The following is a 26,348-nucleotide window of genomic DNA, read 5'->3' on the forward strand; positions in this document are numbered from 1 at the left end:
ACTACTACAACCATGACCGCATCAAGCTGAGGCTCAATGGCCTGAGCCCTGTCGAGTACAGGACCCAGGCGGCAGCATAGAACTGTCCAACTTTTTGGGGGCAGTCCAAACCGCAGGCCGGGCATCAGGCCAGCGCCCGATCCACCAACACCTGCAAGCGCCCCTGCGAGCACTGCTCGACCCTCGCCTCGACCCCATACACCTCGGCCAGCATCGCCGGTTTCAGCACATCCGCAGGCGCCCCACAGGCGACCACCCGGCCCTCGCGCAACACCACCAGGCAATCGGCCTGGCTGGCCGCCAGGTTGATGTCATGCAGCACCGCCACCGCCAGCAGCCGATGCGCCACTACCCGCTCACGCACCGCGCCCATCACCCGCAACTGGTAGTGCAGGTCCAGCGCACTGGTCGGCTCATCCAGCAGCAGTACCTGCGGATTGCGCGCCAGCAACTGCGCCAGCGCCACCAACTGCCGCTGGCCACCCGACAGGCTGTCGAGCGAGCGCTCGGCCAGGCCCTCGATGCCCAACTGCCGCAGCGCCTCAAAGGCATGGCCGAGCAGGTCGTCACTGCCGCCGACACGCAACGCCGCAACGATGCTTTCCAGCACGCCCAAGGCAAGCCCCGGCGGCAGCTGTTGCGGCATGTAGGCCAGGCGCCGGGCGCGCTCGGCAAAGCCCAGCCGCGTCACATCCTGGCCATCCAGGCGCAGTGTGCCCTGCATTCGCTCCAGCCCGGCCAAGGCCCGCAGCAGTGTGGACTTGCCCGCGCCGTTGGGGCCGACCAGCGCCACCAGGCTACCCGCCGGCAACGCAGGCAGCGTCACCCCATGCAGAATCTGCCGTGCGCCGTAGGCAACGCAAAGATGATCGATCGACAGGCTCACAGGCTTCTCCCCCGTCGAAACACCAGCACCACGAACACCGGCACACCCACCAGGGCCGTGACGATGCCCACCGGCACGATCACGCCAGGGAGCAGCAGCTTGCTGGCGAGCGACGACAACGACAGCATCAGTGCGCCCACCAGCGCACTGGCCGGCAACAGAAACCGCTGGTCCTCACCCACCAGCAAACGCGCGATGTGCGGCCCGACCAGGCCGACGAAGCCAATGGTGCCGACAAACGCCACCGCAGTGGCCGACAGCAGGCTGATGCGCAGCAACGAGGCCAGGCGCAGGCGCCGGGTGTCCACACCAAAGCTGCGCGCGCGGTCCTCGCCCATACGCAGCAAGGTCATCGCTGGCGCGGCGCGCAGCGAAAACGGCAGCAGCACCGCCAGCACCAGAGCCAACAGGCCAAGCTTGAGCCAGTCGGCCCGCGCCAGGCTGCCCAAGGTCCAGAACACCAGTTGCTGCAACACGTCTTCGGTGGCCAGCAATTGCAGCAGCGACACCAGCGCGTTGCAACTGAACACCAAGGCGATGCCAAACAGCACCAGGCTCTGCACACCGGCACCGCGCAAGCGCGACATCATCTGCAGCAGCACCACCGACAGGCAGGCGAAGGCAAACGCCATCACTGTCACCTGGGCGCTCGGCGCCAGCCAGGCAACCCCGAGCGGGTAGGCAATCGCCAGCGAAGCGCCCAGCGCAGCAGACGACGACACCCCCAGGGTGAAGGGGCTGGCCAGCGGGTTGTCGAGGATCGCCTGCATCTCGGCACCGGCCAGCGACAGCGCCGCCCCCACCAGTACCGCCATCAACGCGTACGGCAGGCGCACGTTCCAGATGATCACCCGCTCGGTGGCACTGAGCGTGGTCGGCTCGAAAATGCCCTGTAGCAAACGCCCCAGGCTCATGCCCGAGGCGCCACTGGCCAGGTCGCCCAGCACCGACACCAGCAGCACCAGCGCCAGCCCCGCTACCAGCAACCCGCGCCGCCACAGCAGCCGGCGATAGTGCCAGGCGGCCAGTGCGGCGCCATCCTGAGCCAGTGCAGTCACTTGGCGTCGACCCAGTACTGGCCGTCCAGGCCGACCTTGAGCAGCTGGTTGATCTCGGCCAGGGTCGCCTGCGGGTCGAGGCCCTCGAAGCGCTCGGGGTGTACCCAGCGGGCCATGGCTTCGATGGCGAGGATGTTGAACGGCGAATTGTAGAAGTCATGCCACAGGCCATGCGCCTGGCCCGCCTGGATTGGCCGCAGTGGCGCGAATTCCGGCCGTGCGGTGATCTTGGCCAGGCTCTGGCGCGCGGTATCGAGCGACACCCCAGCCCCCATTAGCACGCCGGGTGCGCGGTTGCCGGTGGCGATATACACATCAGGGTCGGCCTGCAGCACGTATTCGACGCTCACATCGCCGAGCGCGCCCGGCACCACATCGGCACCAATATTATGCCCGCCCACGGCCTCGACCACGCTGCCCAGGCCGCTCTTGCCGGTGGTGTGCCCAGGCGCCTGCCAGACCCCGGCCAACAGTTCGAGGAAGACCTTGGGCCGCGCGTTGTCCGGCAGGCCGGCCACGCCCTCGGCCACCCGTTTCAGGTGGCGGTCATACAGGCTGAGGTATTGCTGGGCCCGGGCCTCGCGACCGAGCAGCGTGCCCAGCGCTTGCATGCTGACCCGGGTATTGCGGATGGGGTGTACACGAAAGTCGATGAACAGCACCGGTACGCCGGCTTTGGCCAGCAGGTCTGCCACCGGGCTGTGCTGGGTCGGACCCTCGCCGGCAATGCTGAAGATCGCCAGGTCGGGCTTGAGCGCGAGAATCTGTTCAGCGCTGACGCTTTGCTCGGTGGCCTGGCCGATCAGCGGCAACTGGGTGATCTGCGGGTACTTTTGCGCATACACCGCATAGGTGTGGGGGTCGAGCAGGCGCATGTCGTTCTGCCAACCCACCACGCGTTGGAAGGGGTTGTCGCGGTCGAGCAGTGCCAGGGCGAAGAACAACCGGCCCTCGCCGAGCACGATGCGCTGCGGCGCATGGTCGAGCTCGACTTTGCGCCCCAGCACATCGGTGGCTTGCACGGCACTGGCGGTCTGGACGAAGGCCATCGACAACAGAAAAGGCAGCAAGCGCTGCCAGAGGCGGGGAAGTACGCACATGGGGGCATCCTCTTCAAGAGAATCAGTCGCATCAGAAGCGGGGCATTCTAGCCAGCCGCCTGGTGCTACCCATGTGCGGGAATGTATCGGGTTGTAGGTCGCTCGTTACAAACGCCTTGTCGGCGCAGCAACTACCAGGTCAGGCAGATCTTGCCGAAATGCTTGTTGCTCTCCTGGTAGCGGAAGGCATCGACGATCTGCTCCAGCTCGAAGTGTTTGTCCACCACCGGCCGCAAGCCATTGGCATCGATCGCCCGCACCATTGCCTGCTGCTGAGCCCGGCTGCCGACCAGCACGCCCTGCAAGCGGATCTGCCGCACCAGCGCCTGCACCAGCGGCAACTGCCCTGCCACCCCGGTAAGGATACCGATCAACGACACATGCCCGCCGATACGCGCGGCAATCATCGATTGCTCCAGGGTCGCCGGGCCGCCGACTTCGATCACATGGTCGACACCGCGATTGCCGGTAAGCTCACGCACCTTCTCGCCCCAGGCCGGGGTGCTCTTGTAGTTGATCAGGTGGTCGGCGCCCAGGGCCTTGAGGCGCTCGAGCTTGGCATCGCTGGACGACGTGGCGATCACCGTCGCACCCGCCAGCTTGGCGAACTGCAAGGCGAATATCGACACCCCGCCGGTACCCTGCACCAGCACGGTATCGCCGGGTTTGAGGTGGTCGTCGCTCATCAAGGCACGCCAGGCGGTAAGGCCTGCGGTGGTCAGCGTGGCCGCTTCGGCGTGGCTGTAACCCTTGGGCGCCAGGGTAAAGGACGTGGCACGCGCGGTGACCTGCGCACGGGCGTAGCCATCCAGGCCATCACCGGGCACCCGGGCAAACCCTTCGACATTGGCCTGGCCGTCGAGCCAGTCGGGGAAGAAGGTGCTGACAACGTTGTCACCCACCTGGAATTCGCTGACGCCGGCCCCCACCGCCGTCACTTCACCGGCACCGTCGGCCATGGGAATGCGCCGCTCGCTCGGCCCCCACATGCCGCTGACCACGGCGAAGTCGTGGTAGTTGAGGGAACTGGCGTGCAAACGCACGGTGATTTCGCCGGCCTGTGGCGCAAGCGCCTCGCAGGTGCCGACCTGGACGTTGGCGTAGCCGCCGCCAGGTTGGACGTAGATGGCCTTGCTGCTCATGGCTGGGTCTCCATCAAGGGAAAAATTTCGGTTCAGCATAGCCAGTGCAGGCAGCTTGCCAACACCAACGATCAGCCGAGCATCACCCGCAACGCCCGGCAATCCGCCGCATGCCAATCGGTCAATTGCGGCCACGGGTTGTCCGGCAGGTTGACCAGTATGGTCCGCGCCCCGGCCGCGCGCCCGCAATCCAGGTCGAAGCGGTAGTCACCGACCATCACCAGCTCGCGGGGCGCCACGCCCCACGCCCCGGCAATTTTCAAAAGGCCGTCCGGGCTAGGCTTGGGCGCGGCCTCGTCACGGCCAAGAATATGCTCCACCGCGAAGCAGTCAGCCAGGCCGATGGCCTCTAGCGTGACATGCGCAAGCTCGCGGGCATTGCGGGTCAGGATCGCCAGCCGGCAGCCGCGCTCGGCCAGCTCGCGCACCAGTTCCACCGCGCCCGTCGCTGCCGTCGAGGCCAGCGCCAGGTCGCGTTCATGCTCCAGCAGCCAGGCGTGCTTGGCCGCCGCTTGCGCCGCCGGCAACGCCGCCAGGTGGGTCAGGATGTCGTGCTCGGCCGGTATCTCCAGCGCTTCGCGGATTGCCGCAAAATCGTGCACCGCCACGGTCAGGGTGCCGTCCATGTCGAACACCCAGTTACGCACTTCGCTCAGGTTCATGCCCAGTCCTTGCGATGACGAATGAGGCCTTCCTGGCACGACGATGCCACCAGCTGCCCGGCCTGGTTGAAGATACTGCCCCGGCAGAAGCCGCGGGCATTGCCGGCCCAAGGGCTGTCGGTGGCGTACAGCAACCACTCGTCTGCACGCAGGTTGCCATGGAACCACAGCGAATGATCGAGGCTGGCGATCTGCATGTCGCGCTGCCACACCGATTTGCCATGGGGCAGCAGCGCGGTGGTCAGCAGGCCGAAGTCAGAGGCATAGGCCAGCAGGTACTTGTGCAGCGCTGGCACGTCCGGCAGGTTGCCGTCGGCACGGAACCAGGCGTACTTCACCGGGTCACCCGGCTTGGGGTTGAACGGGTCGCGTTCTGTGACCGGGCGGATTTCGATCGGCTTGGCGCACAACACCTTGTCGCGGATGCGTTCGGGCAGGTGCTCGGCCATGGCACTGGCCAGTTCGACTTCGCTGGGCAGGTTTTCCGGGCCGACCACATCCGGCATCTGCGCCTGGTGCTCAAAGCCCTCTTCGTCGTACTGGAACGACGCGCTGCAGGTGAAGATGGTGTGGCCCTTCTGAATCGCGGTCACCCGCCGGGTGCTGAAGCTGCCACCGTCACGTACCCGGTCTACCGAATAGACCACCGGCAGGCTGGCATCGCCAGGGCGCAGGAAGTAGCCGTGCAACGAATGCACGTGGCGCGCGTCCTCGACCGTCTGGCTGGCCGCCGACAATGACTGGCCCAGCACCTGCCCGCCGTACAGCTGGCGGAAGCCCAGGTCCTGGCTGCGTCCACGGAACAGGTTCTCCTCGATGGACTCGAGGCTCAACAGGTCGACCAGGTCGTCCAACACATGACTCATCCGGGGTTCTCCTAGCAAGGCATCACGGCTCTACAGCACTTTCATGAAGGCAAATGATACAGGGTTTGTCATTCGCACCGCGCATGGCCATCCATTCAGCCACGCAGGGTCTGCTCCCAGTGTGCACGGTCGATGCGGTACAGCACATGCGGGCGCAACGGGTGGCCGGCCGGCAGGCGCGGGTGTTCGAAACTGCCGCTCGGGTCTTGCAGCATGCCAACGGCCTGCATGACCTTTTGCGAGGGCAAGTTGCTCTCGCTAGTGAACGACACCACCTCATCCAGGCGCAATTGGGCAAAGGCACAACGCAGGCACGTCCAGGCGGCCTCGCTGGCAAAGCCCAGGCCCCAGTGGCGCCGCGCCAGGCGCCAGCCGATTTCCACTGCAGGCGCAAAGTCGGCATCGAAGCTGACGTGCAACAGCCCGGTCATGCCGATGAACGCGCCGCTGTCCTTGCGCTCCAGCGCCCACAGGCCGAACCCGTACTCATTGAAGTGGCCACGGATACGCCCGATCAGCGCAGCCGCCTCAAGGCGCGTCAGCGGTGCCGGGAAGTAGCGCATCACCTGAGGGTCGGCGCACAGCGCGGCGAACTCGCGCAGGTCGTCGTCATGCCATTGGCGCAGCACCAGCCGTGCGCTTTCCAGTTGGGGGATGGGGGTCATGGGGTGTGCTCCGGTTTTGCTATCTTGCAGTTTACAGCGTAGGCGCGGGCGAAGGTTTAACCCAGTGAGATCGAGCGCCGCCCGCGCGGCGCTTCGCGGGGCAAGCCCGCTCCCACAGGCAATAGCACCGACCGCCCAAGAACTGGCAAGATCAGCACTGGCCCCGATTGCGAACTCACCATGCCGTTGCCGCTGATCTACCACGATGACTACAGCCCGGCGTTCCCCGCCGACCACCGCTTCCCGATGGACAAGTTTCGCCTGCTGCGCGACCACCTGGTCGACAGCGGCCTGACCCGCGACCAGGACCTGTTGCGCCCGCAGATCTGCCCCAACGACATCCTCGCCCTGGCCCACGACCGCGGTTACATCGAGCGCTACATGAACGGCGACCTGTCCCGCGAGGACCAGCGCCGCCTCGGCCTGCCCTGGAGCGAGGCGCTGGCCCGGCGCACCGTGCGCGCCGTGGGCGGCTCGCTGCTGTGCGCCGAATTAGCCCTAGAGCACGGCATCGCCTGCCACCTGGCCGGCGGCACCCACCACGCCCATTACGATCACCCCGCCGGCTTCTGCATCTTCAACGACCTGGCCGTGATCAGCCGCTACCTGCTGGAGGCCGGGCGGGTGCACCGGGTGCTGATCTTCGACTGCGACGTGCATCAGGGCGACGGCACCGCGCGCATCCTCCAGGACACACCCGACGCGATCACCGTGTCCCTGCACTGTGAACAGAACTTCCCGGCCCGCAAGGCGCAGAGCGACTGGGACATCCCCCTGCCCCGCGGCATGGGCGACGCCGCCTACCTCAAGGTCGTGGACGATGCCCTCAACTACCTGCTGCCGCTGTACCAACCCGACCTGGTGCTGTACGACGCCGGCGTGGATGTACACAAGGACGACGCCCTGGGCTACCTGCAACTGACCGACGAAGGCCTGGCGGCCCGCGACGAAAGGGTCATGCGCCATTGCCTGGGCCGCGATATCCCGGTGGTGGGGGTGATCGGCGGTGGCTACAGCAAGGACCGCGCAGCCTTGGCGCGGCGCCATGGCATCCTCCATCACAGCGCGGCGAAGGTCATCAGTTGTTCACAATGACTGTGGAACCGCCTGTGGATAAGCTGCGCGAAAGCTGCTGCAGCCCTTTGCCTGCGTGCCCTGCAAAGATCTGATCATTTTTTGACCAGTGCTTCCGCAGGGCCGGCTGCGCTAGAATGCGCACTCTTTTCCACAGCCTGCCGCCGCCCATGCCCGATCTACGCCCTTCATCCCCTCCCCTTGTCGCCGTCATCGGTGGCGGCCCCGCCGGCCTGATGGCCGCCGAAGCGCTGGCCCAAGCGGGCTTGGCGGTCGAGGTGTTCGATGCCATGCCCTCGGTAGGCCGCAAGTTCCTGCTGGCCGGTGTCGGCGGCATGAACATCACCCATTCCGAGCCCTACCCCGCTTTCGTCGCGCGCTACGCCGAACGCCAGGGCGAGATCGACGCCCTGCTGCGCAGCTTCGATGCCCAAGCCCTGCGCCAGTGGATTCACGGCCTGGGTATCGAAACCTTCGTCGGCACCTCGGGCAGGGTATTCCCTCGCGACATGAAAGCCGCCCCGCTGCTGCGCGCCTGGCTCAAGCGCCTGCGCGACAGCGGCGTAGTTATCCACACCCGCCATCGCTGGCTGGGCTGGCATGACGATGGCAGCCTGCGGATCGCTTATCCACAGGGTGAACGACGGGTGACAGCGGCAGCCGTGGTGCTTGCGCTGGGTGGGGGCAGTTGGGCGCGCCTGGGTTCAGACGGTGCGTGGCAACCACTGCTGGCTGAGCGGGCTGTGGATATCTCGCCCTTGCAGCCGAGCAACTGTGGGTTTGAAGTCGAAGGCTGGAGCACCTTGCTCAAGGACAAGTTTGCCGGCGCACCGCTGAAGAACATTGCCCTCAGCGTGCCGGGCAGCCTGCCGCGCAAGGGCGAGTTCATTCTCACTGCGCAAGGGGTCGAAGGCAGCCTGGTGTACGCCTGGTCGGCGCCGGTGCGCGAGGCCATCAACCGTGAGGGCCGCGGGGTGCTGCTGCTGGATCTGTTGCCAGACCGGCCTGTGGATAAAATTGCTGAAGCGTTGGCCAGGCCGCGTGGTTCACGCTCGATGGCCAAGCACCTGCACAGCCAGCTGGGTATCGACGGGGTCAAGGCAGGCTTGTTGCGGGAGTTGACGGATCAGGCGACCTTCGCCGATCCGCAAGCGCTGGCTCGGGCGATCAAGGCGTTGCCGATTACCTTGGTGCGCGCCAGGCCGCTGGATGAAGCGATCAGCAGTGCCGGTGGGGTGCGCTTCGAGGGGCTGGATGCGGGGTTGATGGTCAAGGCGCTGCCGGGGGTGTTCTGTGCCGGCGAAATGCTGGACTGGGAGGCGCCGACGGGGGGTTATCTGCTGACGGCGTGCTTTGCCAGTGGGTTGCGGGCCGGGCGGGCAGCGGCGGATTGGGTGGCGGGCTTGTTCCACGAATAGAGGCACGCAGTGCCTGGCACCGGCTTCGCCGGTGTTCGCGGGGCAAGCCCGCGCCCACAGAGCCGCCGCTAGCTCAAGGCTTACGCTTACGCGGTCCGCCATTGAAGCTAGGCACCTTACGCACCGCTTTAACAGCTGGCGCCGGGCTAGCCGCCTCGGCACTGTCCATCCAGCGCCCCAGGCCACGCTTGGCGCTGTTCTCTTTCGGCTTCTTGGCCTTCTTCGGCTTCTTGATCACCTGCCCACTGGCATCGGTCATCGGCACCCGGTGTTCAGGGATGAAGTCCGGCTCTTCGTGCCGCGGCAAAGTCTGGCGAATCAGCGTTTCGATCGACGCCAGCATCTGCACTTCGTCGGCACACACCAGCGAAATGGCCTCACCTTTGTTGCCAGCACGCCCCGTGCGGCCGATACGGTGCACGTAATCCTCGGCGACAATCGGCAGGTCGAGGTTGACCACCAGCGGCAGGTCGTCGATGTCCAGCCCGCGTGCGGCCACATCGGTTGCCACCAATACCTGGATCTCACGCGCCTTGAAGGTATCCAGGGCACGCTGGCGCGTCGCTTGCGGGCGGTCGCCATGGATGCCATCGGCGTTGATACCTTCGCTGAGCAAGCGCTCTACCAACTGGTCGACACCGTTGCGGGTCTTGGCGAACACCAGCACCTGGCTCCAGCGCTGCTTGCGCAGCAAGTGGCAGAACAGGTCGGCCTTGCGCTTCTTGTCCACAGGCACCAGCCACTGCTTGACGGTGGAGGCGGCGGCGTTGCGCGGGCTGACTTCGATGCTCAGCGGGTCGTTCAGGGCCAGGCCGGCGAGCACCCGGATCTGGTCCGAGAAGGTCGCGGAAAACAGCAACGTCTGGCGCTTGCGCGGCAGCGCGGCGTACACCGACTGCAGCTCTTCGGCAAAGCCCAGGTCGAGCATGCGGTCGGCTTCGTCGAGCACCAGGGTCTGCACCTGGTTGAACTTCACGGCGTTCTGGCGGAACAGGTCGAGCAAGCGACCTGGGGTTGCCACCAGCAGGTCGACGCCACGGCGCAGGCGCATCATCTGCGGGTTGATACTGACGCCGCCATACACCGCATAGGTGCTCAGCGGCAGGTTCTCGGCATATTCGCGCACGTTGTTGTGTACCTGCTCGGCCAGCTCGCGGGTGGGTACCAGCACCAGCGCGCGGATCGAGTTGCTGGCAACCTTCTCACCTTCCAGCGCCAGGCGCTGCAGCACCGGCAGGGCGAAGCCTGCGGTCTTGCCGGTGCCGGTCTGGGCTGCGGCCATCAGGTCGCGGCCGGCCAGCACGGCAGGGATGGCCTGGGCCTGGACCGGGGTCGGGGTGGTGTAGTCCAGCTGCTGCAGGGTACGCAGCAAGGGTTCGATCAGGCCGAGTTTGGCGAAATTCATGGCAATACCGTCAGGGGGTTCAGCGAAGGCGGCAAGTTTACCGCAACACCCCCGCTTACTTGCAGATTTCGCCCTTCAGCGGTTGCGCAGGTTGTGGTGCCTTGCGCCACTGCGGCAGGCCAATCAGCACCACTGCGCCAATGATGACTGCCATGGCCACGCATTCCTCGGCGCCGATCTGCTCACCGGCGAAGACGATACCCAACAGCACCGCCACCGCCGGGTTGACGTAGGCATAGCTGGTCGCGGCTGCCGGGCGTACATGCTTGAGCAGGTACATGTAGGCACTGAACGCGAGGATCGAGCCGAAGAACACCAGGTAGGCCAGCGCGCCCCAACCGGCGGCGGTCGGCATCTGGGTCATGCGCTCGCCCGACACCACGCTGCCCAGCAGCAACACTGCCCCGCCCACCAGCATTTCGGCGGCACTGGCCATCGGCCCCTGGGGCAACGGCAAGCTCTTGCTCCACACCGAACCGAATGCCCACGACGCCGCCGCAAACAGAATCAGTGCTGCGCCAATCGGGCTTGCCTGCAAGTTGGAGCCGAGGTTGAGCAGGCCGATACCGACCAGCCCAAGGCCGATGCCCGCCCACTCGAGCCGCGAATTACGGTGACCGAACAGCAAGCCGAACACCAGGGTGAACAGCGGCACCGTCGCCACCGCCAGCGCCGCCACGCCTGAGGCGACACCGGCGTGCTCGGCCACGGTCACACCGCCATTGCCGCAGCTGAGCAGCAGAAAGCCGATTGCCCCCGACGCCCGCCATTGCGGCCAGGTCGGCGCCGGCACACCCCGCCAGCGCAGGAAGCCGTACAGCAAGCCCCCGGCGATCAGAAAGCGCACCCCCGCCATGAGCATCGGTGGCCAGGACTCGACGCCAATGCGGATGAACAGATAGGTGGACCCCCAGACCAGATACAGGGCCATAAAGGCGCCGATAAGCAGCAGCGGGAAGCGACGGGAGGCAGGCATGGCAAGGTTACTCAAAATCCGTTTACGGGTGGCTTAGTTTAGAAAGGCCACCGAGCGATAATAAGTTACAAAACCAGAATAAATGAGCGGCACACTTGGTGGGGGGAGCGAGTTTGACGGTAGGTTTTCAGCGCCTGTGAGATCGAGCGCCGCCCGCGCGGCGCTCGATCTTATGGGCGCTGAAGATGTAATGGCGACCCCCTCAATGACGCAACAACAACCGCCCCTCAATAGGCACATACCGGCTCGCAGCGCGGATCAGTGACATCGCAGTAAGCCCGGGCACGCCATACACCACCGCTTCAGCACCGTGACGCTGGATGACCCGCTCCAGCAACAGGTCGAAGTCACCATCACCCGAGGCCAGCACCACCTGGTCCACGCGGCTGGCCGCATCGATCACATCCAGGGTGATGCCCACATCCCAGTCACCTTTGGCCGAGCCATCGCTGCGCTGGATGAACGGTTTCAGGCGTACCTCGAAACCCAGGTTGCGCAAAATTTGCTGAAACTGCTGCTGCTTGCTGTCACCGCGGTCGATGGCATAGGCCACGGCCTCGACGATCTGCCCTTCACGGCTGACCTCGGCCCACAGCGCGGCGTAGTTGAAATGACAACCGTGCGCCTGGCGCACGGTGTAGTAGAGGTTCTGCACGTCGGCGAACAACGCGATCTTTTTCACCTGGAACCCCTTCATCTGATGGAATTCGGGGCTGCCCTGCAGCCCCAAAATGCCAGCAGTATGCCAGACCCGTCAGACGTAGGAATCGTCGTCGGAGAAGAAGCCCCCATCATCACTGCCATAATCGGTATCGGCGTAACCGCCCTGGTCATTGCTCCAGCCGCCGTTGTCGGCCACTTGCTGCTGCCCGCCCTGGTCATTCCAGCCACCGCTGTCGCTGGCAGGGGTCGGTTCTTCCTTGATCACCTCGGCCACTTCCTCAGGCTGCGAGTTGTGGTTGAACAGGCTGCTGATACCTTGCGCCAGCAACACCCCGCCTGCCACACCGGCAGCAGTCTGCATCGCGCCGCCCAGGAAGCTGCTGGCGCCACCCCGCGCCGGGGCGGCGCCGAAGCCTTGCTGCTGTTGCTGCGCAGGCTGCGGGTTAAAGCCCGGCGCAGACGGTTCACGCCAGCCACCGCCGGCAGGAACAGGCGCCGAAGGCCGCTGCGGTTGCACCGCCGGTGGCGCACTGCGCCCGCCCGAACCAAAGATGCTCGACAGGAAACCACCGCCGCTGTTGCTCGGGGCGTTGCTACCCGCACGGCTGGCTTCGGCTTGAGCGCGGGCCTGCTTGAGCTCCGCTTCCAGTTGCTTGTTCTGCTCGTCCAGGCGCTTGAGCGCAGCTTCCTGAACCAGGATCGCCTGGGCCATGTAATACGGCGCCGCCGGCTGCTGACGCAGGTGTTCCTCGATGCACGCCTGGGCCTGGGCATCGCGGGGCTGGCTTGGGTCTTCAGCTTGCTTGATACGGCCGAACAGGCTATCGATCAGGGTTTGTTCTTCAGTGTTCATGAGGCAACCTCGTGGGGAAGCGGGACAACGGACAGCGTCAAAGATGGGGGGTGCAGGCATGGGATTCAATCACCACGGCGGTGAAACTTTTTTCAGCAAGTGACAGCTGCGCGCCCGCTTTGGGCTAAAGTTAGGCCCCTGCTTTTACTGCCATGCGATGTTGACCGATGAATCCGCTGAGCGTTCTGCGCGACTCCCTGTACTTCTTCCGCCGCCACCTGCCAAACATTCTCCAGCTGTGCCTGCCGCTGGTGGTGCTTGAAGCCTTGCTCACCCAGCTGCTGTACCGGCAGCTGGGCGACCAGGCGTCGCCGGCTTACGGCATGCTGGTCAGCCTGCTGTTCTACCCGTTGTACAGCGCGGCGCTGATCCTTTACCTCGACACCCGCAGCAACGGCCAGGACATCGCCAAGCGCGACCTGTTCGCCCGCGCCCTGCAACTGTGGCCGCAACTGGCCCTGCTGATTCTGATCAGCTCGCTGCTGATCATGGCGGGCCTGGCGCTGTTCATCTTCCCGGGCGTGTGGATCATGATCAACCTGGTGTTCGCCGAATACCTGCTGGTGCTGCGTGGCCTGCCGGTGGTGCAGGCGATGCGCGAAAGCGCGCGGATGACCACCGGCCACTTCATGCGCATCATGATCTGCGTGCTGGGCGTGCTGGCACCGATCTGGCTGATCGACGGGCTGTTGCTGATGGCCTTCCCGGAGCCAGCCCCCGGCATGGAACTGGCCATGGACAGCCTGAGCGGCTTCTTGCAGCTGTTCAGTACTGTGGTGCTGTACCGCCTGTTCACGTTACTGGAAGCGGATAGCGGCGCCTGACGCCAGTGACCTTGCACAAGGCGTGCGCCGTGGAAGACCTGCACGCTGCCAGCATGGTCCCGTATCAGTGAACGTGGCGGCTCGCGACCTTAAGACACGGAGCCGCCATGATCACTTCCACAGCCGATTGCCGTTGGGCAGCAAGCGATAGCCATTGGGCAGAAAGTGCCGAGATATTCCTCGGCACTCTGCAGGCCCTCGATCCGGCAACCACTCTCGAAAGCCTTCCGCGCGAGAAGCCCAAATCCGTCTACCTCAGCCTGTTCAAAGACGCTGATCAGCAGGTGATCAGCGGCCAAAGTGATTGGCTGATTGCAGGCCATCAGAAGCCTGCCAGCGTGTTTCGTTTTCTGTTTCACTCGAAAGAACCCGATCGCCTGCATTTCATGATCACCGGCAGCGGAGCGGACCACGAGAAGAAGATGGGGGTCAGCCGCAACGGCTACCTTGGGCTATACCAGTACGCCAGCGTGTCCGCCCCCTTCAAGTTCGAACCCCTGTACTGGAGCGACGACAGCTTGATATGCCGTTGGCGTGATCATCAAGGGCATACGGTGCGGCTCGACCACGACCAGACCGTGGCCGATCCTTTCTTTTCTTACTTGCGAGTCTTGGAGGGCAAAGAAACCATCTTCCTCCTCACGCGGGTTTGCAACGGACGCCCTGTGCAGGCACCGAGTAATTCCGCCTGAAACCCATCAGGTACCCCGAGGCTTGGCCCGCGCCGTGGCTTCGGCCACCAGTGGGTCATCCGGCCAGTAGTGCTTGGGGTAGCGGCCCTTGAGGTCCTTCTTCACCTCGGCATAGGTCGTGCGCCAGAAGTTGGCCAGGTCCTGGGTCACCTGCACCGGCCGGCGTGCCGGTGACAGCAGGTGCAGCTTGACCTGCTGACGTCCCTGGGCAATGCGTGGGGTGTCTGCCAGGCCGAACAGCTCCTGCAAACGCACGGCGAGAATGGGCGGGTATTCACTGTAGTCCAGGCGGATGTTCGAGCCAGACGGCACGGCCAGATGCGCCGGCGCCCACTCATCCAGACGCTGCGGCAACGGCCATGGCAGCAGGTTGCGCAGGATCGACGACAGGTCCAGCGCGGCAAAATGGCTCAAGCGCGAGACCTTGCCCAGGTAGGGTTGCAGCCAATCTTCCAGGCTGGCCAGCAGCGCTTCGTCGCCCAGATCAGGCCACTCGCTCTGCCCGTTCTTCTCCAGGTCCAGCTGGCGCAGCAAGGCCACCCGCGCCTGCCACTGGCGCAACTCTGGCGTCCAGGTCAGCAGGTTCAGGCCTTTGCGCCGTACCAGGCCGAGCAGCGCCTTGGCGCGGGCTTCATCGTCCAGGCCAGGCAACGGTTCGCGGCTGAGCACCAGCTCGCCGACCTTGGTCTGGCGTTCAGCACGCAGCACCTGTTCGCGTTCGTCCCAGTCGAGCAGGTCGACACGCTCGACCTGCTCGGCCAGCACACCGTCGAGCAGCGCCGGGTCGAACTCGGCGGCCAGGTAGATGCGTTCCTCACGCTGGCCCTGACGGCTGCCCAGGTCGGCAATCACCAGCCACGGGCACTTCATCAAGGCATCGACCTCGGCGAACAATGCCGCGCGGCCATTGGCCAGGCGGTACTCGGCGCCGCCTTCGCGTCGCTGCTGGGCGACCCGGTCGGGGTAGGCCAGCGCCAGCAACGCGCCCAACCAGCGTGGATGGTCGGGGTCGGCGACGCCCGCACCCACCTTGCCGCGCAGCAGCCCACGGTACTGGCGGGCCAGCTGCCGCGCACGCTGCACACCGCCCTGACCGCCTCGGGATGCTTTGCTTTCACCACTGACCAGCGCCAGCCGGCAGTGCAGGTCGGCGCCGCCGCCACGCTGGATATCACGCTCGCCCAGCAAGGCCGCAACATCACAGGCCATGGTGGCCAGCCCCAGGTCCTGGCCGCGCAGCAGCAAGTGAGCGATGCGCGGATGGGCCGGCAATTCGGCCATCGCCTGGCCGTGCTCGCTCAAGTTGTCGCGGCTGCCGGCCTTGAACGCGTTGAGCCGTGCCAGCAGGTCCTGGGCCTGGGAGAACGCCGCCGCTGGCGGCTGGTCCAGCCAGCGCAACTGATCGGGGGTGACGCCCCAGCGGGCCAGTTGCAAGGCCAGCCCCGCAAGGTCGGCCTGGAGTATTTCTGCGCTGCCATGGGCGGCCAGCTGGTCATGCTGGGCCTCGGACCACAGCCGGAAGCACACCCCCGGTACCAGGCGCCCGGCACGGCCGGCGCGTTGGGTGGCACTGGCGCGGGAGATGCGCTGGGTATCGAGCCGCGTCATGCCGCTGCCGGGGTCGAAGCGCGGTACTCGCGCCAGGCCTGCGTCCACCACCACGCGCACGCCGTCGATGGTCAGGCTGGTTTCCGCGATGTTGGTGGCCAACACCACCTTGCGCATACCGCTGGGCGCGGGGTCGATGGCCGCGCGCTGCGCGTTCAGGTCGAGTTCGCCATGCAGCGGGCACAGCAGGATACCCGGGCGGTCAGCCAATGCTTCCTGAAGGTGCTGATGCACCCGGCGAATCTCCGCCTGGCCAGGCAGAAACACCAGTACGCTGCCTGGCTGCTCCGCCAGGGCCTGCAGGACACACTCGACGACCCGTGGCTCGACGAATTCACCAGGCTGGTAGGGCCGCCCCCAGCGGATATCCACCGGGTGCATGCGCCCTTCACTGCTGACCACCGGCGCGTCGTCGAGTAGCCGCGACAGGCGCTCGCCTTCCAGGGTCGCCGACATCAGCAAGATCTTCAGCGGCTCGTCACGCAGCAACTCGCGGCCATTGAGGCTCAGCGCCAGCGCCAGGTCGGCGTCCAGGCTGCGTTCGTGAAACTCATCGAAAATCAGCAACCCCACGCCCTCCAGCCCTGGGTCGGCCTGCAGCCGGCGGGTGAGGATACCCTCGGTGACCACTTCGATACGGGTCTGGGGCCCGACCTTGCTGTCCAGACGGATGCGGTAGCCGACGGTTTCCCCGACCTTTTCCCCCAGCTCGCTGGCCAGCCTTTCGGCGGCCGCGCGAGCCGCCAGGCGGCGCGGTTCGAGCATCACGATGGTCTGCCCGGCCAGCCATGGCGCGTCCAGCAACGCCAGCGGCACGCGGGTGGTCTTGCCGGCGCCGGGCGGCGCTTCGAGCACGGCTTCGTCGCGGTTTTCCAATGCCTGGCGCAAGGCGGGCAACACGGTATCGATCGGTAATGAAATCATGGTGGTCCTCGAACAGTCGGGCGAGTATAACGGCGAACCCAGCCTGCTCTATCATGGTCTTAGCTTCAGGTGCTGGCGCTTCGCTTGCCCCTGCTGAATACCTTTTCGGAGATTTACATGCGTATCCCATCCCGTGTCATCGGCGGCGCCCTCATCGTCACCTTGCTGACCCAGCTGACGGCCTGCGGCACGCTGTTCTACCCAGACCGTCGCGGGCAGATCGACGGCAAGATCGACCCCGTGGTCGCCGCCATGGACGCCATCGGCATCCTGTTCTACGTGATCCCCGGGCTGATCGCCTTCGGCATCGACTTCGCCACCGGCGCCATCTACTACCCCGGCGGCCGCACCGCCCAGGTCGCCCCGGAAAAACTGCGCGATGCGGTAAGCCCCGATGGCAAGGTCGACAACCTCAAGCTGCAGGCCATCCTCGAAAGCGAGCTGGGCCAGCGCCTGCCGCTGAACGACCCGCGCCTGATCCAGCAGCGTGGCAGCGTCGAGCAACTGGCGGCCTACCAGCGGGTACCGGCTGCCTGAACCACACAAGGACATCGCCCACAGCATGATCACCCCGGCTGAACACCAGCGCCTGCTGCGCCTGGCCACCCGCGCCTCACTGGCGGTGGCCAGCATCCTGGTGCTGAGCAAGGCACTGGCCTGGTGGCTGAGCGGCTCGGTCAGCTTGCTGGCCGGGCTGACCGATTCGGCACTGGACGCCGTGGCCTCGTTTCTCAACCTGCTCGCCGTGCATTACGCCTTGCGCCCAGCCGATGACGACCACCGGTTCGGCCACGGCAAGGCCGAGGCCCTGGCCGGCATGGCGCAGGCGCTGTTTATCGGGGTCAGCGCGGTGTTGATCGGGGTGCAGGCGGTCGAACGCCTGCAAACGCCACAACCGTTGGGCGACACCACGGTCGGCATCGCGGTGATGCTGCTTTCGCTGGTGCTGACCATTGCCCTGCTGGCGTTGCAGCACAAGGTCATTCGCCTGACCGGCTCTACGGCGGTGCGCGCCGACTCACTGCACTACCGCTCCGACCTGCTGCTCAATGGCAGCATCTTGCTTGCCCTGTTGCTGACGCAGTTTGGCTGGTCGCAACTGGACGCCCTGTTCGGCCTGGCCATTGCTTTCTACATTCTCTGGAGCGCCCTGCAGATCGCGCGGGAAAGCACCGCCATCCTGATGGACAAGGCGCTGCCCGGCGAGGTTGGCGAGCAGATGGCCGCCCTGGTGCTGGCCATCCCCGGGGTGAAAGGGGTGCATGACCTGCGCACGCGGGTATCGGGCAACCAGTGGTTCGTGCAGTTGCACCTGGAGTTGCCTGGGGAGCTGGCGCTGCATGAGGCGCACGGCTTGTGCGTGGCGGCATCGAAGGTGATCCGCCAGCGTTATCCACAGGCGGATGTGATGGTGCACGCGGACCCGGTGTAGGCGCGTCAGCCTCAGTTGATGCTGTAACCACGCCCACTGAAACAGGCCCCCAGCGCACGCCGGTAGGTGTCTGTGACATTGCCCGGTGGCGCATAAACCGCCGTGGCCGGATCAAACCCAGACTGGCTCACCGCCCAACGATGGCATTGGTAGCGGTCCTGCTCCTGCTGCTCCTGCCCCTGGCCATTCATCGGATAGGCCACCACGTCGTAACCGTTGCCAGCCGGCACAGGCGCCGGCGCCACCCCCGGCGGGTTGACCACCACGTACTCGCGGCTGTCCGCCAGGTACTGGTAATAGGTATCGGCAACCAGGAAGAACAACGCCCCGCCCAACCATACCTCGCGGGCATACGACGGCAAGTATTCCACCCTTACCCCATAGGGCGGCGCCACGACGATGTAACTGCCGCCATGCGGCCGGTACCAGTAGCCGCCCGAGTAGAAGTAGTCCTGCCCGCGGTAGGGCACCTTCCAGTAGCGGTCAGGGAAGCGGTCGATGCTTTGCCCTGGCCGATACTGCGGCCCCGGCCCCCAGCCATTGCCATGCCCGTCCGGGCGCCCCTGCCAGTCACCGCCCGGCCGCTGCCCAGGCCCACCGGCCTGCCAGTGACGGTTATCGCCATTGCGCCGAGGGATGTCCTGGTAATAGCCCTCGCGCGGCGGCTGCGTCTGGCGCACTTCGTCGCGCGAGTTGAGCGGGGAGCGGCCCGCAGGGGCGCCAGTGGGGTCGCCGCCATGCCCACCGTGCGCCTCATCCGGGCCTTGGGCCAAGGCGCCCAGACTGATGCTCAACGCAACCAAACCAACACCTGCCAACTGCCAGATGCGCGACTTCATGGTGTTCCTCTCGGTAAAAAATGACTGCAGCCGCTGCCAGTCTACCGCGCCGGCCACAGCGGCAAGTTAAAATCGCGGACATGAAAAAAGGGAGGCCGTGGGGCCTCCCTTTGGGAATTGTCGTCCGTGCTCGGCACTTGTGGCGCCGGCTCACCTCACATCGTCTTCTGGACGGTGTGTAGCCCGGGGGCCTGGCGGATCCTGTTGGATGGCTGGCCGCGACCGCCCGCCTAGGGCGCGTCGCCGTGGACTGTTGTCCGGGCAGTGATTCTGTTGATAAAGATACCGAACCGGAGGTGACAGAGGATTGCGAAGATTGCTCAGATAAATAGCACTTGCGCAATTTTTCATCGCGGATTGATAATTCACCGCAATCGGAACAGAAAAGGCATATTCCATGAGCAAACTTGACCGCTACGACCTGAGCATCCTTGCCGAATTGCAGCGCGATGCGCGCATTTCCAACCAGGAGCTGGCCGAACGCATCGGCTTGTCACCTTCGCCGTGCTCGCGTCGGGTCAAGCAGCTGGAGGACGACGGCTACATTTCGCGTCAGGTTGCCCTGCTCGACCGCAAGAAGCTCGGCCTGAGCCTGACCGCCTATGTGCTGATCGGCATGGACCGCCACACCCCGGAGCGCTTCGAAACCTTCGAGGCCGCCATCCGCAACTTGCCGCAGGTGCTCGAATGCAGCCTGGTCACCGGTATGGACGCCGACTACCAGCTCAAAGTGGTGGTGCCAGACATGGACCATTACCAGAAATTGCTACTAGGCAGCCTGACCCGCATCGAAGGCGTCACCAGCGTGCGTTCGAGCTTCGTGCTCAACCAGGTGCTGGCCAGTACCGAACTGCCCTTGACGCACCTGCGTTGAATACCCGGGCGCCCGGCGTATGATCGAGCGCTCAGACTGCCTGGAGAACACAGATGGATCCCGCCGTATTCGAAGAATGGATGATGATTATCCTGGTCACCGTGCTGATCGGTTTCATGGGTTTCATCGTCTGGGACCTGGCGAAAAAGTCCAAGGCCGGGCGGTTTGGCACGATGATCCTGTTCTTCGTGCTGGGGCTGGGGGTGCTGGCCTTCATCATCAAGAGCGTGGTGGTGGCATTCCTGGAAGGCGTGTAGGCGCGCGGCGCTTTACCTTGCGTAGCGAATGGGCCGCAAAGCGGCCCCCTGCACCTACCTCGACAGCTTCGCTGCAACTTCCCGCCAGCACCCCTGCTCCAGCCCATCCAGCGCCCAGTCACCAATGCGCACCCGCACCAGGCGCAATGTCGGTAACCCTACCGCCGCCGTCATCCGCCGCACCTGGCGGTTACGCCCCTCGCGAATCACCAGCTCCAGCCAACTGGTCGGCACGCTCTTGCGAAAGCGCACCGGCGGGTTGCGTGGCCACAGCTCGGGCTCATCCAGGCGCCGTGCTTCAGCCGGCAATGTCGGCCCATCATTGAGTGCCACGCCTTCGCGCAGGCGTTGCAGTTGCTCGTCGCTCGCCTCGCCTTCCACCTGCACCCAATAGGTCTTGGCCAGTTTGTGCTTGGGGTCGGCGATGCGCGCCTGCAGGCCACCATCGTTGGTCAGCAGCAACAAGCCTTCGCTGTCACGGTCCAGCCGCCCGGCCGGGTACACTCCGGGGATGTCGATGAAGTCCTTGAGGGTCGCACGCCCTTCGCCATCGCTGAACTGGGTCAGCACGTCGAACGGCTTGTTGAACAGGATCAGGCGTGGCTCGGCCGGCGGCGCCTTGGGCTGGCGACGCTGGTCAGCAGGCCGCGCCTGGGGGCGGCGCGGCTTGGAACGGGGTGGCAGGGGCATGGATCCTCAGCGGAACGGCGGCTCATCGAAGCTACGCAGTTTACGCGAGTGCAGCGAATTGAGCTCGGTACGCAGCAGATCCAGTGCGGCGATGCCGATCTTCAAGTGCTGGCTGACCGCGCGGTTGTAAAACGCGTTGGCCGACCCCGGCAGCTTGATCTCACTGTGCAGAGGTTTGTCGGACACACACAGCAAGGTGCCGTACGGCACACGCAGCCGGTAGCCTTGGGCGGCAATGGTGCCACTCTCCATGTCCACGGCCACCGCACGTGACAGGTTGATCAATGGCCGCTCCTGGGCCCAGCGCAGTTCCCAGTTACGGTCGTCGTAGGTCAGCACGGTGCCGGTGCGCAGGCGTTTCTTCAGCTCTTCGCCACGCTCACCGGTCACCTGTGCAGCCGCTTCCTGCAAGGCCAGTTGCACCTCGGCCAAGGCCGGGATGGGAATGTTCGGCGGCACCACGCGGTCGAGGATACCGTCGCGCCGCATGTAGGCGTGCGCCAGCACATAGTCACCGATGGTCTGCGACTGCCGCAGGCCGCCGCAGTGGCCGATCATCAGCCAGCAGTGCGGGCGCAGCACGGCCAGGTGGTCGGTGATGTTCTTGGCATTGGAAGGGCCGACGCCGATGTTGACCAGGGTGACCCCGTCGCCGTCGCCCGCAATCAGGTGATAGGCCGGCATCTGGTAACGGTGCCAGACCACGCTGGCCACCAGGGCCTGGGTCTCGCCATGGTCCATGCCCTTTTCGATCACCACATTGCCCGGCAACACCATGCGCACGAAGCGCGGGTCTTCACGCAACTGCTCCAGGCCATGGCTGATGAACTGGTCGACATAACGGTGGTAGTTGGTCAGCAAGATCCACGGCTGCACGTGGCGCCAGTCGCTGCCGGTGTAATGCACCAGCCGGCGCAGCGAGAAGTCCACGCGCGCGGCATCGAACAAGGCCAACGGCAGGGTTTCGGTGCTGTCCCAGTCGTACAGGCCATCGGCGATATTGTCGGTGGCTGCCGACAGGTCGGTGCTGGGGAACACCCGCGCCAGCTGCGCCGCGGTGATACCGCTGCCGGCCAGTTCGTCGCCCTGGTCGACCACGTAGGGGTACGGGATGTTCTGCTCGCTGACGCCGACTTCAACCGTCACGGTGTAGTCGTGCATGAGGGGGCGCAACTGCTCCAGCAAATAGCCGCGGAAGGCGGCCGGCTGGGTGACGGTAACGCTATAGGTACCGGCTACCTGCACCTTGGCGTAAGCACGCGTGGTGGCCGCGACTTCACCTTGGCTGTAGTAGGTCAGGCGCAGCGCCGGGTAACGGAACAGCCCGCGTTCCTCGGCGTCTGGTTCGGTTCGGTCCTTGAGGTATTGCTTGAGGGCCTGGCTGAGGGCACCGGTGGCCTGAGCATGCAGGGCCGCCAGACGGTCGACGGCCTGTTCTGGGGTATCAACGACTACAAAAGCGTGGCTCACACTGTGCTTCCTGTCTGGACATGCATGTGGACCATCTTGCCTGCCTTCGAGGGTAAATACACCCCCATTGATCAGTGTTGCCAGGCTGGCGTAGCCCTGGCCACCAGCGCGTGCACATCCACACCCCGCGGCAACGCCCCATAGGCCCGGCCGCCACCGGCCAGGCGGCTACCGATGAAGGCATCGCTGACCACCGCATTGCCCGCTTCCAGCAGCAGTTTGGCCTGCAGTGCCAGGGCAATGTCCTCGGTCAACTGACGGGCGCGATACTGGATGTCGGCGGTGTCGGCGAACGCCCCCTTGAGGTTGCCGATGTGCGCGGCCAGCCGAGGGTCGCCATGGCCGTCCCCCAGTTCTGCGAACAGCGCATCGAGCACCCCGGGTTCCTTGGACAAGGCCCGCAGCACATCCAGGCACTGCACATTGCCCGAGCCTTCCCAGGTCGAGTTGACCGGCGCCTCACGGTACAACCGTGGCAGGATGCTGTCTTCGACATACCCGGCGCCGCCCAGGCATTCGGCGGCTTCATTGATCATGGCCGGCGCACGCTTGCAGATCCAGTACTTGCCCACCGCCGTGACCAGCCGGGCAAAATGCGCCTGCTGCGGGTCATCGAGCTGTTCCAGCGCCTGCCCCATGCGCAGGCTCAGGGCCAGCGCCGCCTCGCTTTCCAGCGCCAGGTCGGCCAGCACGTTCTGCATCAGCGGCTGCTCGTTCAGCACCCGGCCGCCGACCTTGCGATACGCGCAATGATGGGCCGCCTGGGTCAAGGCCTGGCGCATCAAGGCACTGGAGCCGACCATGCAGTCGAAACGGGTCATGGCGACCATTTCGATGATGGTCGGTACCCCGCGCCCTTCTTCGCCGACCATCCACGCCAGGGCGCCACGAAACTCCACTTCGCTGGAGGCATTGGAGCTGTTGCCCAGCTTGTTTTTCAACCGCTGGATATAGAACTGGTTGCGGTTGTCATCCGGGCGATGGCGTGGCAACAGGAAGCAGCTCAGGCCTTTTTCGGTCTGGGCCAGGGTCAGGAAGGCGTCGCACATGGGCGCCGAGCAAAACCACTTGTGGCCGACCAGTTCATAGGCCTGGCCCGGCCCAGGCGCACCCACAGGATAAGCGCGCGTGGTGTTGGCCCGCACATCGGTGCCGCCCTGTTTCTCGGTCATGGCCATGCCAAGGGTGACCCCCGCCTTGTGCCGATCCCCGACATTGCGCGGGTCGTATTCACGCGCCAGGACTTTGGGCAGCCAGTACTCGGCCAGCTCAGGCTGCAGCCTGAGCGCCGGCACCGCGGCAAACGTCATCGTCAGCGGGCAGCCGGTACCGGCTTCGGCCTGGGTGTGCAGGTAGGTCATCGAAGCCCGCGCCACATGGGCACCGGGGCGCGGCTCGGCCCAGGGCAATGAGGGCAGGCCATGTTCGACCGCGGTGCGCATCAGTTCGTGATAGGCCGGGTGAAACTCGACCAGGTCGATACGATGGCCATAGCGGTCGTGGCTGCTGAACTCCGGCTTGTGCGCGTTGGCCAGGAAGCCCGCGCGCATCAGCGGGCCGCCGGCCAAGGCACCGTAGGCATCGACCCGCGACTCGGCCCAGCCGGCGCCAAAGCGCCGCGACCATTCCTGCAATGGCAGGTCGAGGCGGTAGAGGTTGGCGCCATCAAGCGACGGCGGCTGGTTGGTGACTTCGTGGGTTTCAGCGTACTGGTGCAGGTTCATCGGGAGCTCCTGGAGCCGGGCATGCTTGAAAGGACCAGTGAAGCACTCCCTGGGGGTCAGTCAAAGTGACAAAAATGACTAATCGGGATGGCAATTGGTTCTGGCCTTACAGGGGCTCGCCATGTTTCAAAGCGAACGCCGCGTACCCTGCGTATGTACTGATGGCACCTGCACCTGACAAATAGCCACACTCAAACTCAGCTCAAAGCGGCTCCCCAACCCCCGTGTCGAGTCATGCGACAACGTCGCCCCCAACAACTCCCCCATCTGCCGGCAAATCGACAAGCCAATCCCCAGCCCGCCATAACGCCGGGTCATGGAACCATCGAGCTGATAAAAACGCTGATAAAGGGCCGCCTGGTCAAGATCATCAAAGCCGATACCACTGTCGCTGACCGTGAAGGTGAGCGCCAGGTTGTCCGGCCCCAGGTGTCGACCGCGCACTTGCAGCATGACCCCGCCCTGATGGGTGAACTTCAGGCCGTTGTCGAGCAGGCAACCCAGGCAGCGGCTGAGTTTTTGCGCATCACCCAACAGCGCATCCGGCAGCTCGGCGGGGATGTCCAGGCTCAGGTACAACCCTTTGCCCAGCGCCTGGCCGGCATGCGCGGCACGCAGGCCCTGCAGCAGGTTGCGCAAACTGAACGGCGCAGGCTGCGCACGCAGGCGACCACCTTGCAATTCGGAAAGGGTGAGGATGTCGTCGACCATGTCCATCATGCCCTGCGCCGAACCTGCCGCCGTGCGATGGTACTGGGCCATCTCGGCGTCCATCGGCAGCGTGTGCATCAGCTCCAGCGAACCGATCACACCATTCATCGGTGTGCGCAGCTCATGGGTCACGCTGGCCAGGAACTCGTCCTTCATGCGGTTGCTCCGGGCCAGTTCAAGGTTCAGTTGCTCCAGCGTTCGCCCGGTTTCACGCAAGGTTTGCGCCTGCTGCTCGCGCAGGCTGTTGATACGGTCGGCCAGCGCCAGCGACAGCAGTGCCACTTCCAGGGCCGAACCCAACTGGCTGGCATACATGGTGATGAACAGGTTCGGCAGGTAACCCAGCACCATCAAGGTGTTGACCAGCCCGCCCAGCAAAAACGCCGACCAGGCGATGATGAACCAGCGCGCCACCCGCAAGCCGCGCGACCAGGCATACACACCGGCAGTAAAGATGCTGACCGTAAACAGCAGCGCCAGCACCGTGGCCATGCGCAGGGCGATGCCATACGGCATGCTCACGGCCAGCACCATCACCACCGCGCCACCGAGCATCAACAGTTGCAGCAACCGGTCGAAGCCTCGGCTGATCGTGCCCAGTTGCAGAAAATGCCGCGCAAACTGGCAGCCAAACAAGCCGGCGGCGCCAATGAACAGCGGTGTCGAAGCATTCGCCCACCAGGGGCTGTCCGGCCAGAAGTAGGCGACCCCCGCACCGTTCACCGAAACCTGGTAAAGGCCGAACGACGCAATATAGAGGATGTAATAGAGGTAGCTGACATCCCGCACGCTGAGGTAGATGAACAGGTTGTACACCAGCATCACCAGCAGCACGCCGTAGATCATGCCCAACACGTACAGGCGAGTCGGCTGGTCCTCCATATAGGCTTCGGCGGACCATAACGCCAGCGGTGCCTGCACCGACCCCTGGCTGTGCAGGCGCAGGTAGACGGTAAGCGCCTGGCCAGGGCGCAGCGGCAACTCGAACAGGTAGTTGTTCTGCCGGATCTGCCGGCTGGCGTAGGGCAAGGCGTCGCCCGTGCGCTGGGCCAGGCGGTAAGCGCCGGCACTGTCGGGCAGGTACAGCTCAAGGTGGTCCAGGGGTGGGTAGGCCAGTTCCAGCAGCCATTCACGGGGCGAGGCAGTGGCCGATGCCAGGTAGTGCAAGTCGATCTTCAGCCAGAACACCGATGTGGAGTAACCGGCGTTCAACACCGGCTCGTGGTGCGCGCGAAACCGCTTGGCGAACGCAGGCGCACTGACCTCGGCGATGCTGGCGCTGCCATCATGGTCCTCGAAGACCTGCATGGCCTGGCCCAACGGAAGGTGGCGGGTGGCATCGTCGAATTCGACCGCCCCGGCCAGCACAGGCAACAAGCCCAGAAGCACAATCAGCAAATAGCGCATACAGCCCCAGCATGGCCTGTCCGGTCGCGTCGCGGTTGCCTCCCATCCGTTTGAGACGACGTAATCCGGCAGAACCCGTTTGTCGAGTTATCCGAGCACTCTAGCATAGCTTTCCCACCTGGCAATCG

The 26,348-nt window shown here is 65.0% G+C and carries 26 protein-coding genes; 9 read left to right on the top strand and 17 right to left on the bottom strand.

The window, feature by feature from the left end; all coding sequences use genetic code 11:
• The coding region (locus HU770_RS24725; RefSeq protein WP_186666127.1) for an IS3 family transposase at positions 1-80 on the top strand (80 nt) is incomplete at its 5' end.
• Between the two features lie 44 nt (positions 81-124).
• Here the strand turns inward: HU770_RS24725 and HU770_RS24730 are convergent.
• The 7 genes from HU770_RS24730 to HU770_RS24760 all read right to left on the bottom strand — a co-directional run bounded on the left by HU770_RS24730 (position 125) and on the right by HU770_RS24760 (position 6,379).
• Positions 125-886: an ATP-binding cassette domain-containing protein gene (locus tag HU770_RS24730; protein WP_186666101.1), complete on the bottom strand. Its 762-nt coding sequence runs from the start codon at positions 884-886 to the stop codon at positions 125-127.
• The gene (locus HU770_RS24735) at positions 883-1,944 is read right to left on the bottom strand and encodes an iron ABC transporter permease (RefSeq protein ID WP_346014128.1); all 1,062 of its coding nucleotides are present in this window, start codon (positions 1,942-1,944) and stop codon (positions 883-885) included. Before HU770_RS24735 ends, HU770_RS24730 begins: the two co-directional genes overlap by 4 nt.
• Positions 1,941-2,993, bottom strand: coding sequence for an ABC transporter substrate-binding protein (locus tag HU770_RS24740; RefSeq protein ID WP_238347553.1), 1,053 nt, complete (start codon positions 2,991-2,993; stop codon positions 1,941-1,943). Before HU770_RS24740 ends, HU770_RS24735 begins: the two co-directional genes overlap by 4 nt.
• A gap of 182 nt (positions 2,994-3,175) precedes the next feature.
• Positions 3,176-4,186, bottom strand: a complete 1,011-nt coding sequence (locus tag HU770_RS24745) for an NAD(P)-dependent alcohol dehydrogenase (protein WP_033701674.1) — start codon at positions 4,184-4,186, stop codon at positions 3,176-3,178.
• Between the two features lie 71 nt (positions 4,187-4,257).
• Entirely contained in the window at positions 4,258-4,848 is a 591-nt protein-coding gene (locus HU770_RS24750) for an HAD family hydrolase (protein WP_033701675.1), read from the bottom strand.
• The gene (tesB, locus tag HU770_RS24755) at positions 4,845-5,714 is read right to left on the bottom strand and encodes an acyl-CoA thioesterase II (protein ID WP_033701677.1); all 870 of its coding nucleotides are present in this window, start codon (positions 5,712-5,714) and stop codon (positions 4,845-4,847) included. Before tesB ends, HU770_RS24750 begins: the two co-directional genes overlap by 4 nt.
• Positions 5,715-5,809: 95 nt before the next feature.
• Complete coding sequence (locus HU770_RS24760; protein ID WP_033701678.1) at positions 5,810-6,379, bottom strand: GNAT family N-acetyltransferase; 570 nt, start codon at positions 6,377-6,379, stop codon at positions 5,810-5,812.
• A gap of 180 nt (positions 6,380-6,559) precedes the next feature.
• On the opposite strand from HU770_RS24760, the gene HU770_RS24765 reads away from it, so the two are divergent.
• Both HU770_RS24765 and HU770_RS24770 read left to right on the top strand, forming a co-directional pair.
• The gene (locus HU770_RS24765) at positions 6,560-7,474 is read left to right on the top strand and encodes a histone deacetylase (protein ID WP_033701679.1); all 915 of its coding nucleotides are present in this window, start codon (positions 6,560-6,562) and stop codon (positions 7,472-7,474) included.
• Positions 7,475-7,623: 149 nt separating this feature from the next.
• On the top strand, positions 7,624-8,871 hold the full coding sequence (locus tag HU770_RS24770; RefSeq protein WP_186666130.1) for a TIGR03862 family flavoprotein: 1,248 nt from the start codon (positions 7,624-7,626) through the stop codon (positions 8,869-8,871).
• Between the two features lie 73 nt (positions 8,872-8,944).
• Here HU770_RS24770 and HU770_RS24775 read toward each other — a convergent pair whose 3' ends face one another.
• The 4 genes from HU770_RS24775 to HU770_RS24790 all read right to left on the bottom strand — a co-directional run bounded on the left by HU770_RS24775 (position 8,945) and on the right by HU770_RS24790 (position 12,768).
• Positions 8,945-10,276 (bottom strand): DEAD/DEAH box helicase, encoded by a 1,332-nt coding sequence (locus HU770_RS24775; RefSeq protein ID WP_033701681.1) that lies wholly within the window; start codon positions 10,274-10,276, stop codon positions 8,945-8,947.
• 55 nt (positions 10,277-10,331) lie between these two features.
• Positions 10,332-11,252, bottom strand: a complete 921-nt coding sequence (yedA, locus tag HU770_RS24780; protein WP_186666105.1) for a drug/metabolite exporter YedA — start codon at positions 11,250-11,252, stop codon at positions 10,332-10,334.
• Between the two features lie 202 nt (positions 11,253-11,454).
• Positions 11,455-11,949 (bottom strand): NYN domain-containing protein, encoded by a 495-nt coding sequence (locus HU770_RS24785; protein ID WP_156311438.1) that lies wholly within the window; start codon positions 11,947-11,949, stop codon positions 11,455-11,457.
• A 57-nt stretch (positions 11,950-12,006) separates the two neighbouring features.
• Positions 12,007-12,768: a DUF2076 domain-containing protein gene (locus HU770_RS24790; protein ID WP_186652642.1), complete on the bottom strand. Its 762-nt coding sequence runs from the start codon at positions 12,766-12,768 to the stop codon at positions 12,007-12,009.
• Between the two features lie 167 nt (positions 12,769-12,935).
• Between HU770_RS24790 and HU770_RS24795 the strand changes: the two genes are divergently transcribed.
• Together HU770_RS24795 and HU770_RS24800 are read left to right on the top strand one after the other, a co-directional pair.
• Positions 12,936-13,592, top strand: a complete 657-nt coding sequence (locus HU770_RS24795; RefSeq protein WP_047582415.1) for a YciC family protein — start codon at positions 12,936-12,938, stop codon at positions 13,590-13,592.
• 107 nt (positions 13,593-13,699) lie between these two features.
• A complete protein-coding gene (locus HU770_RS24800; protein ID WP_095063851.1) occupies positions 13,700-14,284 on the top strand; it encodes a hypothetical protein in 585 nt (194 codons plus the stop codon).
• Between the two features lie 6 nt (positions 14,285-14,290).
• On the opposite strand, the gene hrpB is transcribed toward HU770_RS24800, so the two are convergent.
• Positions 14,291-16,816 (bottom strand): ATP-dependent helicase HrpB, encoded by a 2,526-nt coding sequence (hrpB, locus tag HU770_RS24805; protein ID WP_186666107.1) that lies wholly within the window; start codon positions 16,814-16,816, stop codon positions 14,291-14,293.
• A gap of 117 nt (positions 16,817-16,933) precedes the next feature.
• On the opposite strand from hrpB, the gene HU770_RS24810 reads away from it, so the two are divergent.
• Positions 16,934-17,353, top strand: a complete 420-nt coding sequence (locus HU770_RS24810) for a polyribonucleotide nucleotidyltransferase (RefSeq protein ID WP_186652648.1) — start codon at positions 16,934-16,936, stop codon at positions 17,351-17,353.
• Between the two features lie 25 nt (positions 17,354-17,378).
• Positions 17,379-18,248: a cation diffusion facilitator family transporter gene (locus tag HU770_RS24815; RefSeq protein ID WP_186652650.1), complete on the top strand. Its 870-nt coding sequence runs from the start codon at positions 17,379-17,381 to the stop codon at positions 18,246-18,248.
• An 11-nt stretch (positions 18,249-18,259) separates the two neighbouring features.
• On the opposite strand, the gene HU770_RS24820 is transcribed toward HU770_RS24815, so the two are convergent.
• On the bottom strand, positions 18,260-19,087 hold the full coding sequence (locus tag HU770_RS24820; RefSeq protein WP_186666109.1) for a DUF6515 family protein: 828 nt from the start codon (positions 19,085-19,087) through the stop codon (positions 18,260-18,262).
• Between the two features lie 397 nt (positions 19,088-19,484).
• Here HU770_RS24820 and HU770_RS24825 point away from each other — a divergent pair, with 397 nt between their 5' ends.
• Together HU770_RS24825 and HU770_RS24830 are read left to right on the top strand one after the other, a co-directional pair.
• Positions 19,485-19,961: an Lrp/AsnC family transcriptional regulator gene (locus HU770_RS24825; protein ID WP_003249795.1), complete on the top strand. Its 477-nt coding sequence runs from the start codon at positions 19,485-19,487 to the stop codon at positions 19,959-19,961.
• Positions 19,962-20,014: 53 nt separating this feature from the next.
• Positions 20,015-20,218 (top strand): DUF2788 domain-containing protein, encoded by a 204-nt coding sequence (locus HU770_RS24830; protein WP_033701689.1) that lies wholly within the window; start codon positions 20,015-20,017, stop codon positions 20,216-20,218.
• A 54-nt stretch (positions 20,219-20,272) separates the two neighbouring features.
• Here HU770_RS24830 and HU770_RS24835 read toward each other — a convergent pair whose 3' ends face one another.
• The 4 genes from HU770_RS24835 to HU770_RS24850 all read right to left on the bottom strand — a co-directional run bounded on the left by HU770_RS24835 (position 20,273) and on the right by HU770_RS24850 (position 26,220).
• Positions 20,273-20,908, bottom strand: a complete 636-nt coding sequence (locus HU770_RS24835) for a pseudouridine synthase (RefSeq protein ID WP_047582401.1) — start codon at positions 20,906-20,908, stop codon at positions 20,273-20,275.
• A gap of 6 nt (positions 20,909-20,914) precedes the next feature.
• On the bottom strand, positions 20,915-22,378 hold the full coding sequence (amn, locus tag HU770_RS24840; protein WP_033701693.1) for an AMP nucleosidase: 1,464 nt from the start codon (positions 22,376-22,378) through the stop codon (positions 20,915-20,917).
• Positions 22,379-22,449: 71 nt separating this feature from the next.
• Positions 22,450-24,102, bottom strand: a complete 1,653-nt coding sequence (locus tag HU770_RS24845) for an acyl-CoA dehydrogenase family protein (protein ID WP_186652652.1) — start codon at positions 24,100-24,102, stop codon at positions 22,450-22,452.
• Between the two features lie 126 nt (positions 24,103-24,228).
• Positions 24,229-26,220 (bottom strand): 7TM diverse intracellular signaling domain-containing protein, encoded by a 1,992-nt coding sequence (locus HU770_RS24850; protein WP_186666111.1) that lies wholly within the window; start codon positions 26,218-26,220, stop codon positions 24,229-24,231.
• Positions 26,221-26,348 lie beyond the last annotated feature (128 nt).

It is taken from the genome of Pseudomonas sp. SWRI68, assembly GCF_014269165.1.
In the GTDB taxonomy this organism is placed as follows: domain Bacteria; phylum Pseudomonadota; class Gammaproteobacteria; order Pseudomonadales; family Pseudomonadaceae; genus Aquipseudomonas; species Aquipseudomonas capeferrum.

What these genes read in the sequence shown, in the direction of transcription:
- HU770_RS24825 (WP_003249795.1), top strand. Translation starts at nt 19,485, where the DNA reads ATGAGCAAACTTGACCGCTACGACCTGAGCATCCTTGCCGAATTGCAG.
- HU770_RS24785 (WP_156311438.1), bottom strand. Translation starts at nt 11,949, where the DNA reads ATGAAGGGGTTCCAGGTGAAAAAGATCGCGTTGTTCGCCGACGTGCAG.
- HU770_RS24740 (WP_238347553.1), bottom strand. Translation starts at nt 2,993, where the DNA reads ATGGCCTTCGTCCAGACCGCCAGTGCCGTGCAAGCCACCGATGTGCTG.
- HU770_RS24760 (WP_033701678.1), bottom strand. Translation starts at nt 6,379, where the DNA reads ATGACCCCCATCCCCCAACTGGAAAGCGCACGGCTGGTGCTGCGCCAA.
- HU770_RS24815 (WP_186652650.1), top strand. Translation starts at nt 17,379, where the DNA reads ATGATCACCCCGGCTGAACACCAGCGCCTGCTGCGCCTGGCCACCCGC.
- yedA (WP_186666105.1), bottom strand. Translation starts at nt 11,252, where the DNA reads ATGCCTGCCTCCCGTCGCTTCCCGCTGCTGCTTATCGGCGCCTTTATG.
- HU770_RS24850 (WP_186666111.1), bottom strand. Translation starts at nt 26,220, where the DNA reads ATGCGCTATTTGCTGATTGTGCTTCTGGGCTTGTTGCCTGTGCTGGCC.
- HU770_RS24795 (WP_047582415.1), top strand. Translation starts at nt 12,936, where the DNA reads ATGAATCCGCTGAGCGTTCTGCGCGACTCCCTGTACTTCTTCCGCCGC.
- HU770_RS24800 (WP_095063851.1), top strand. Translation starts at nt 13,700, where the DNA reads ATGATCACTTCCACAGCCGATTGCCGTTGGGCAGCAAGCGATAGCCAT.
- hrpB (WP_186666107.1), bottom strand. Translation starts at nt 16,816, where the DNA reads ATGATTTCATTACCGATCGATACCGTGTTGCCCGCCTTGCGCCAGGCA.
- HU770_RS24845 (WP_186652652.1), bottom strand. Translation starts at nt 24,102, where the DNA reads ATGAACCTGCACCAGTACGCTGAAACCCACGAAGTCACCAACCAGCCG.
- HU770_RS24775 (WP_033701681.1), bottom strand. Translation starts at nt 10,276, where the DNA reads ATGAATTTCGCCAAACTCGGCCTGATCGAACCCTTGCTGCGTACCCTG.
- HU770_RS24830 (WP_033701689.1), top strand. Translation starts at nt 20,015, where the DNA reads ATGGATCCCGCCGTATTCGAAGAATGGATGATGATTATCCTGGTCACC.
- HU770_RS24820 (WP_186666109.1), bottom strand. Translation starts at nt 19,087, where the DNA reads ATGAAGTCGCGCATCTGGCAGTTGGCAGGTGTTGGTTTGGTTGCGTTG.
- HU770_RS24765 (WP_033701679.1), top strand. Translation starts at nt 6,560, where the DNA reads ATGCCGTTGCCGCTGATCTACCACGATGACTACAGCCCGGCGTTCCCC.
- tesB (WP_033701677.1), bottom strand. Translation starts at nt 5,714, where the DNA reads ATGAGTCATGTGTTGGACGACCTGGTCGACCTGTTGAGCCTCGAGTCC.
- HU770_RS24750 (WP_033701675.1), bottom strand. Translation starts at nt 4,848, where the DNA reads ATGAACCTGAGCGAAGTGCGTAACTGGGTGTTCGACATGGACGGCACC.
- HU770_RS24745 (WP_033701674.1), bottom strand. Translation starts at nt 4,186, where the DNA reads ATGAGCAGCAAGGCCATCTACGTCCAACCTGGCGGCGGCTACGCCAAC.
- HU770_RS24790 (WP_186652642.1), bottom strand. Translation starts at nt 12,768, where the DNA reads ATGAACACTGAAGAACAAACCCTGATCGATAGCCTGTTCGGCCGTATC.
- HU770_RS24835 (WP_047582401.1), bottom strand. Translation starts at nt 20,908, where the DNA reads ATGCCCCTGCCACCCCGTTCCAAGCCGCGCCGCCCCCAGGCGCGGCCT.
- HU770_RS24770 (WP_186666130.1), top strand. Translation starts at nt 7,624, where the DNA reads ATGCCCGATCTACGCCCTTCATCCCCTCCCCTTGTCGCCGTCATCGGT.
- HU770_RS24810 (WP_186652648.1), top strand. Translation starts at nt 16,934, where the DNA reads ATGCGTATCCCATCCCGTGTCATCGGCGGCGCCCTCATCGTCACCTTG.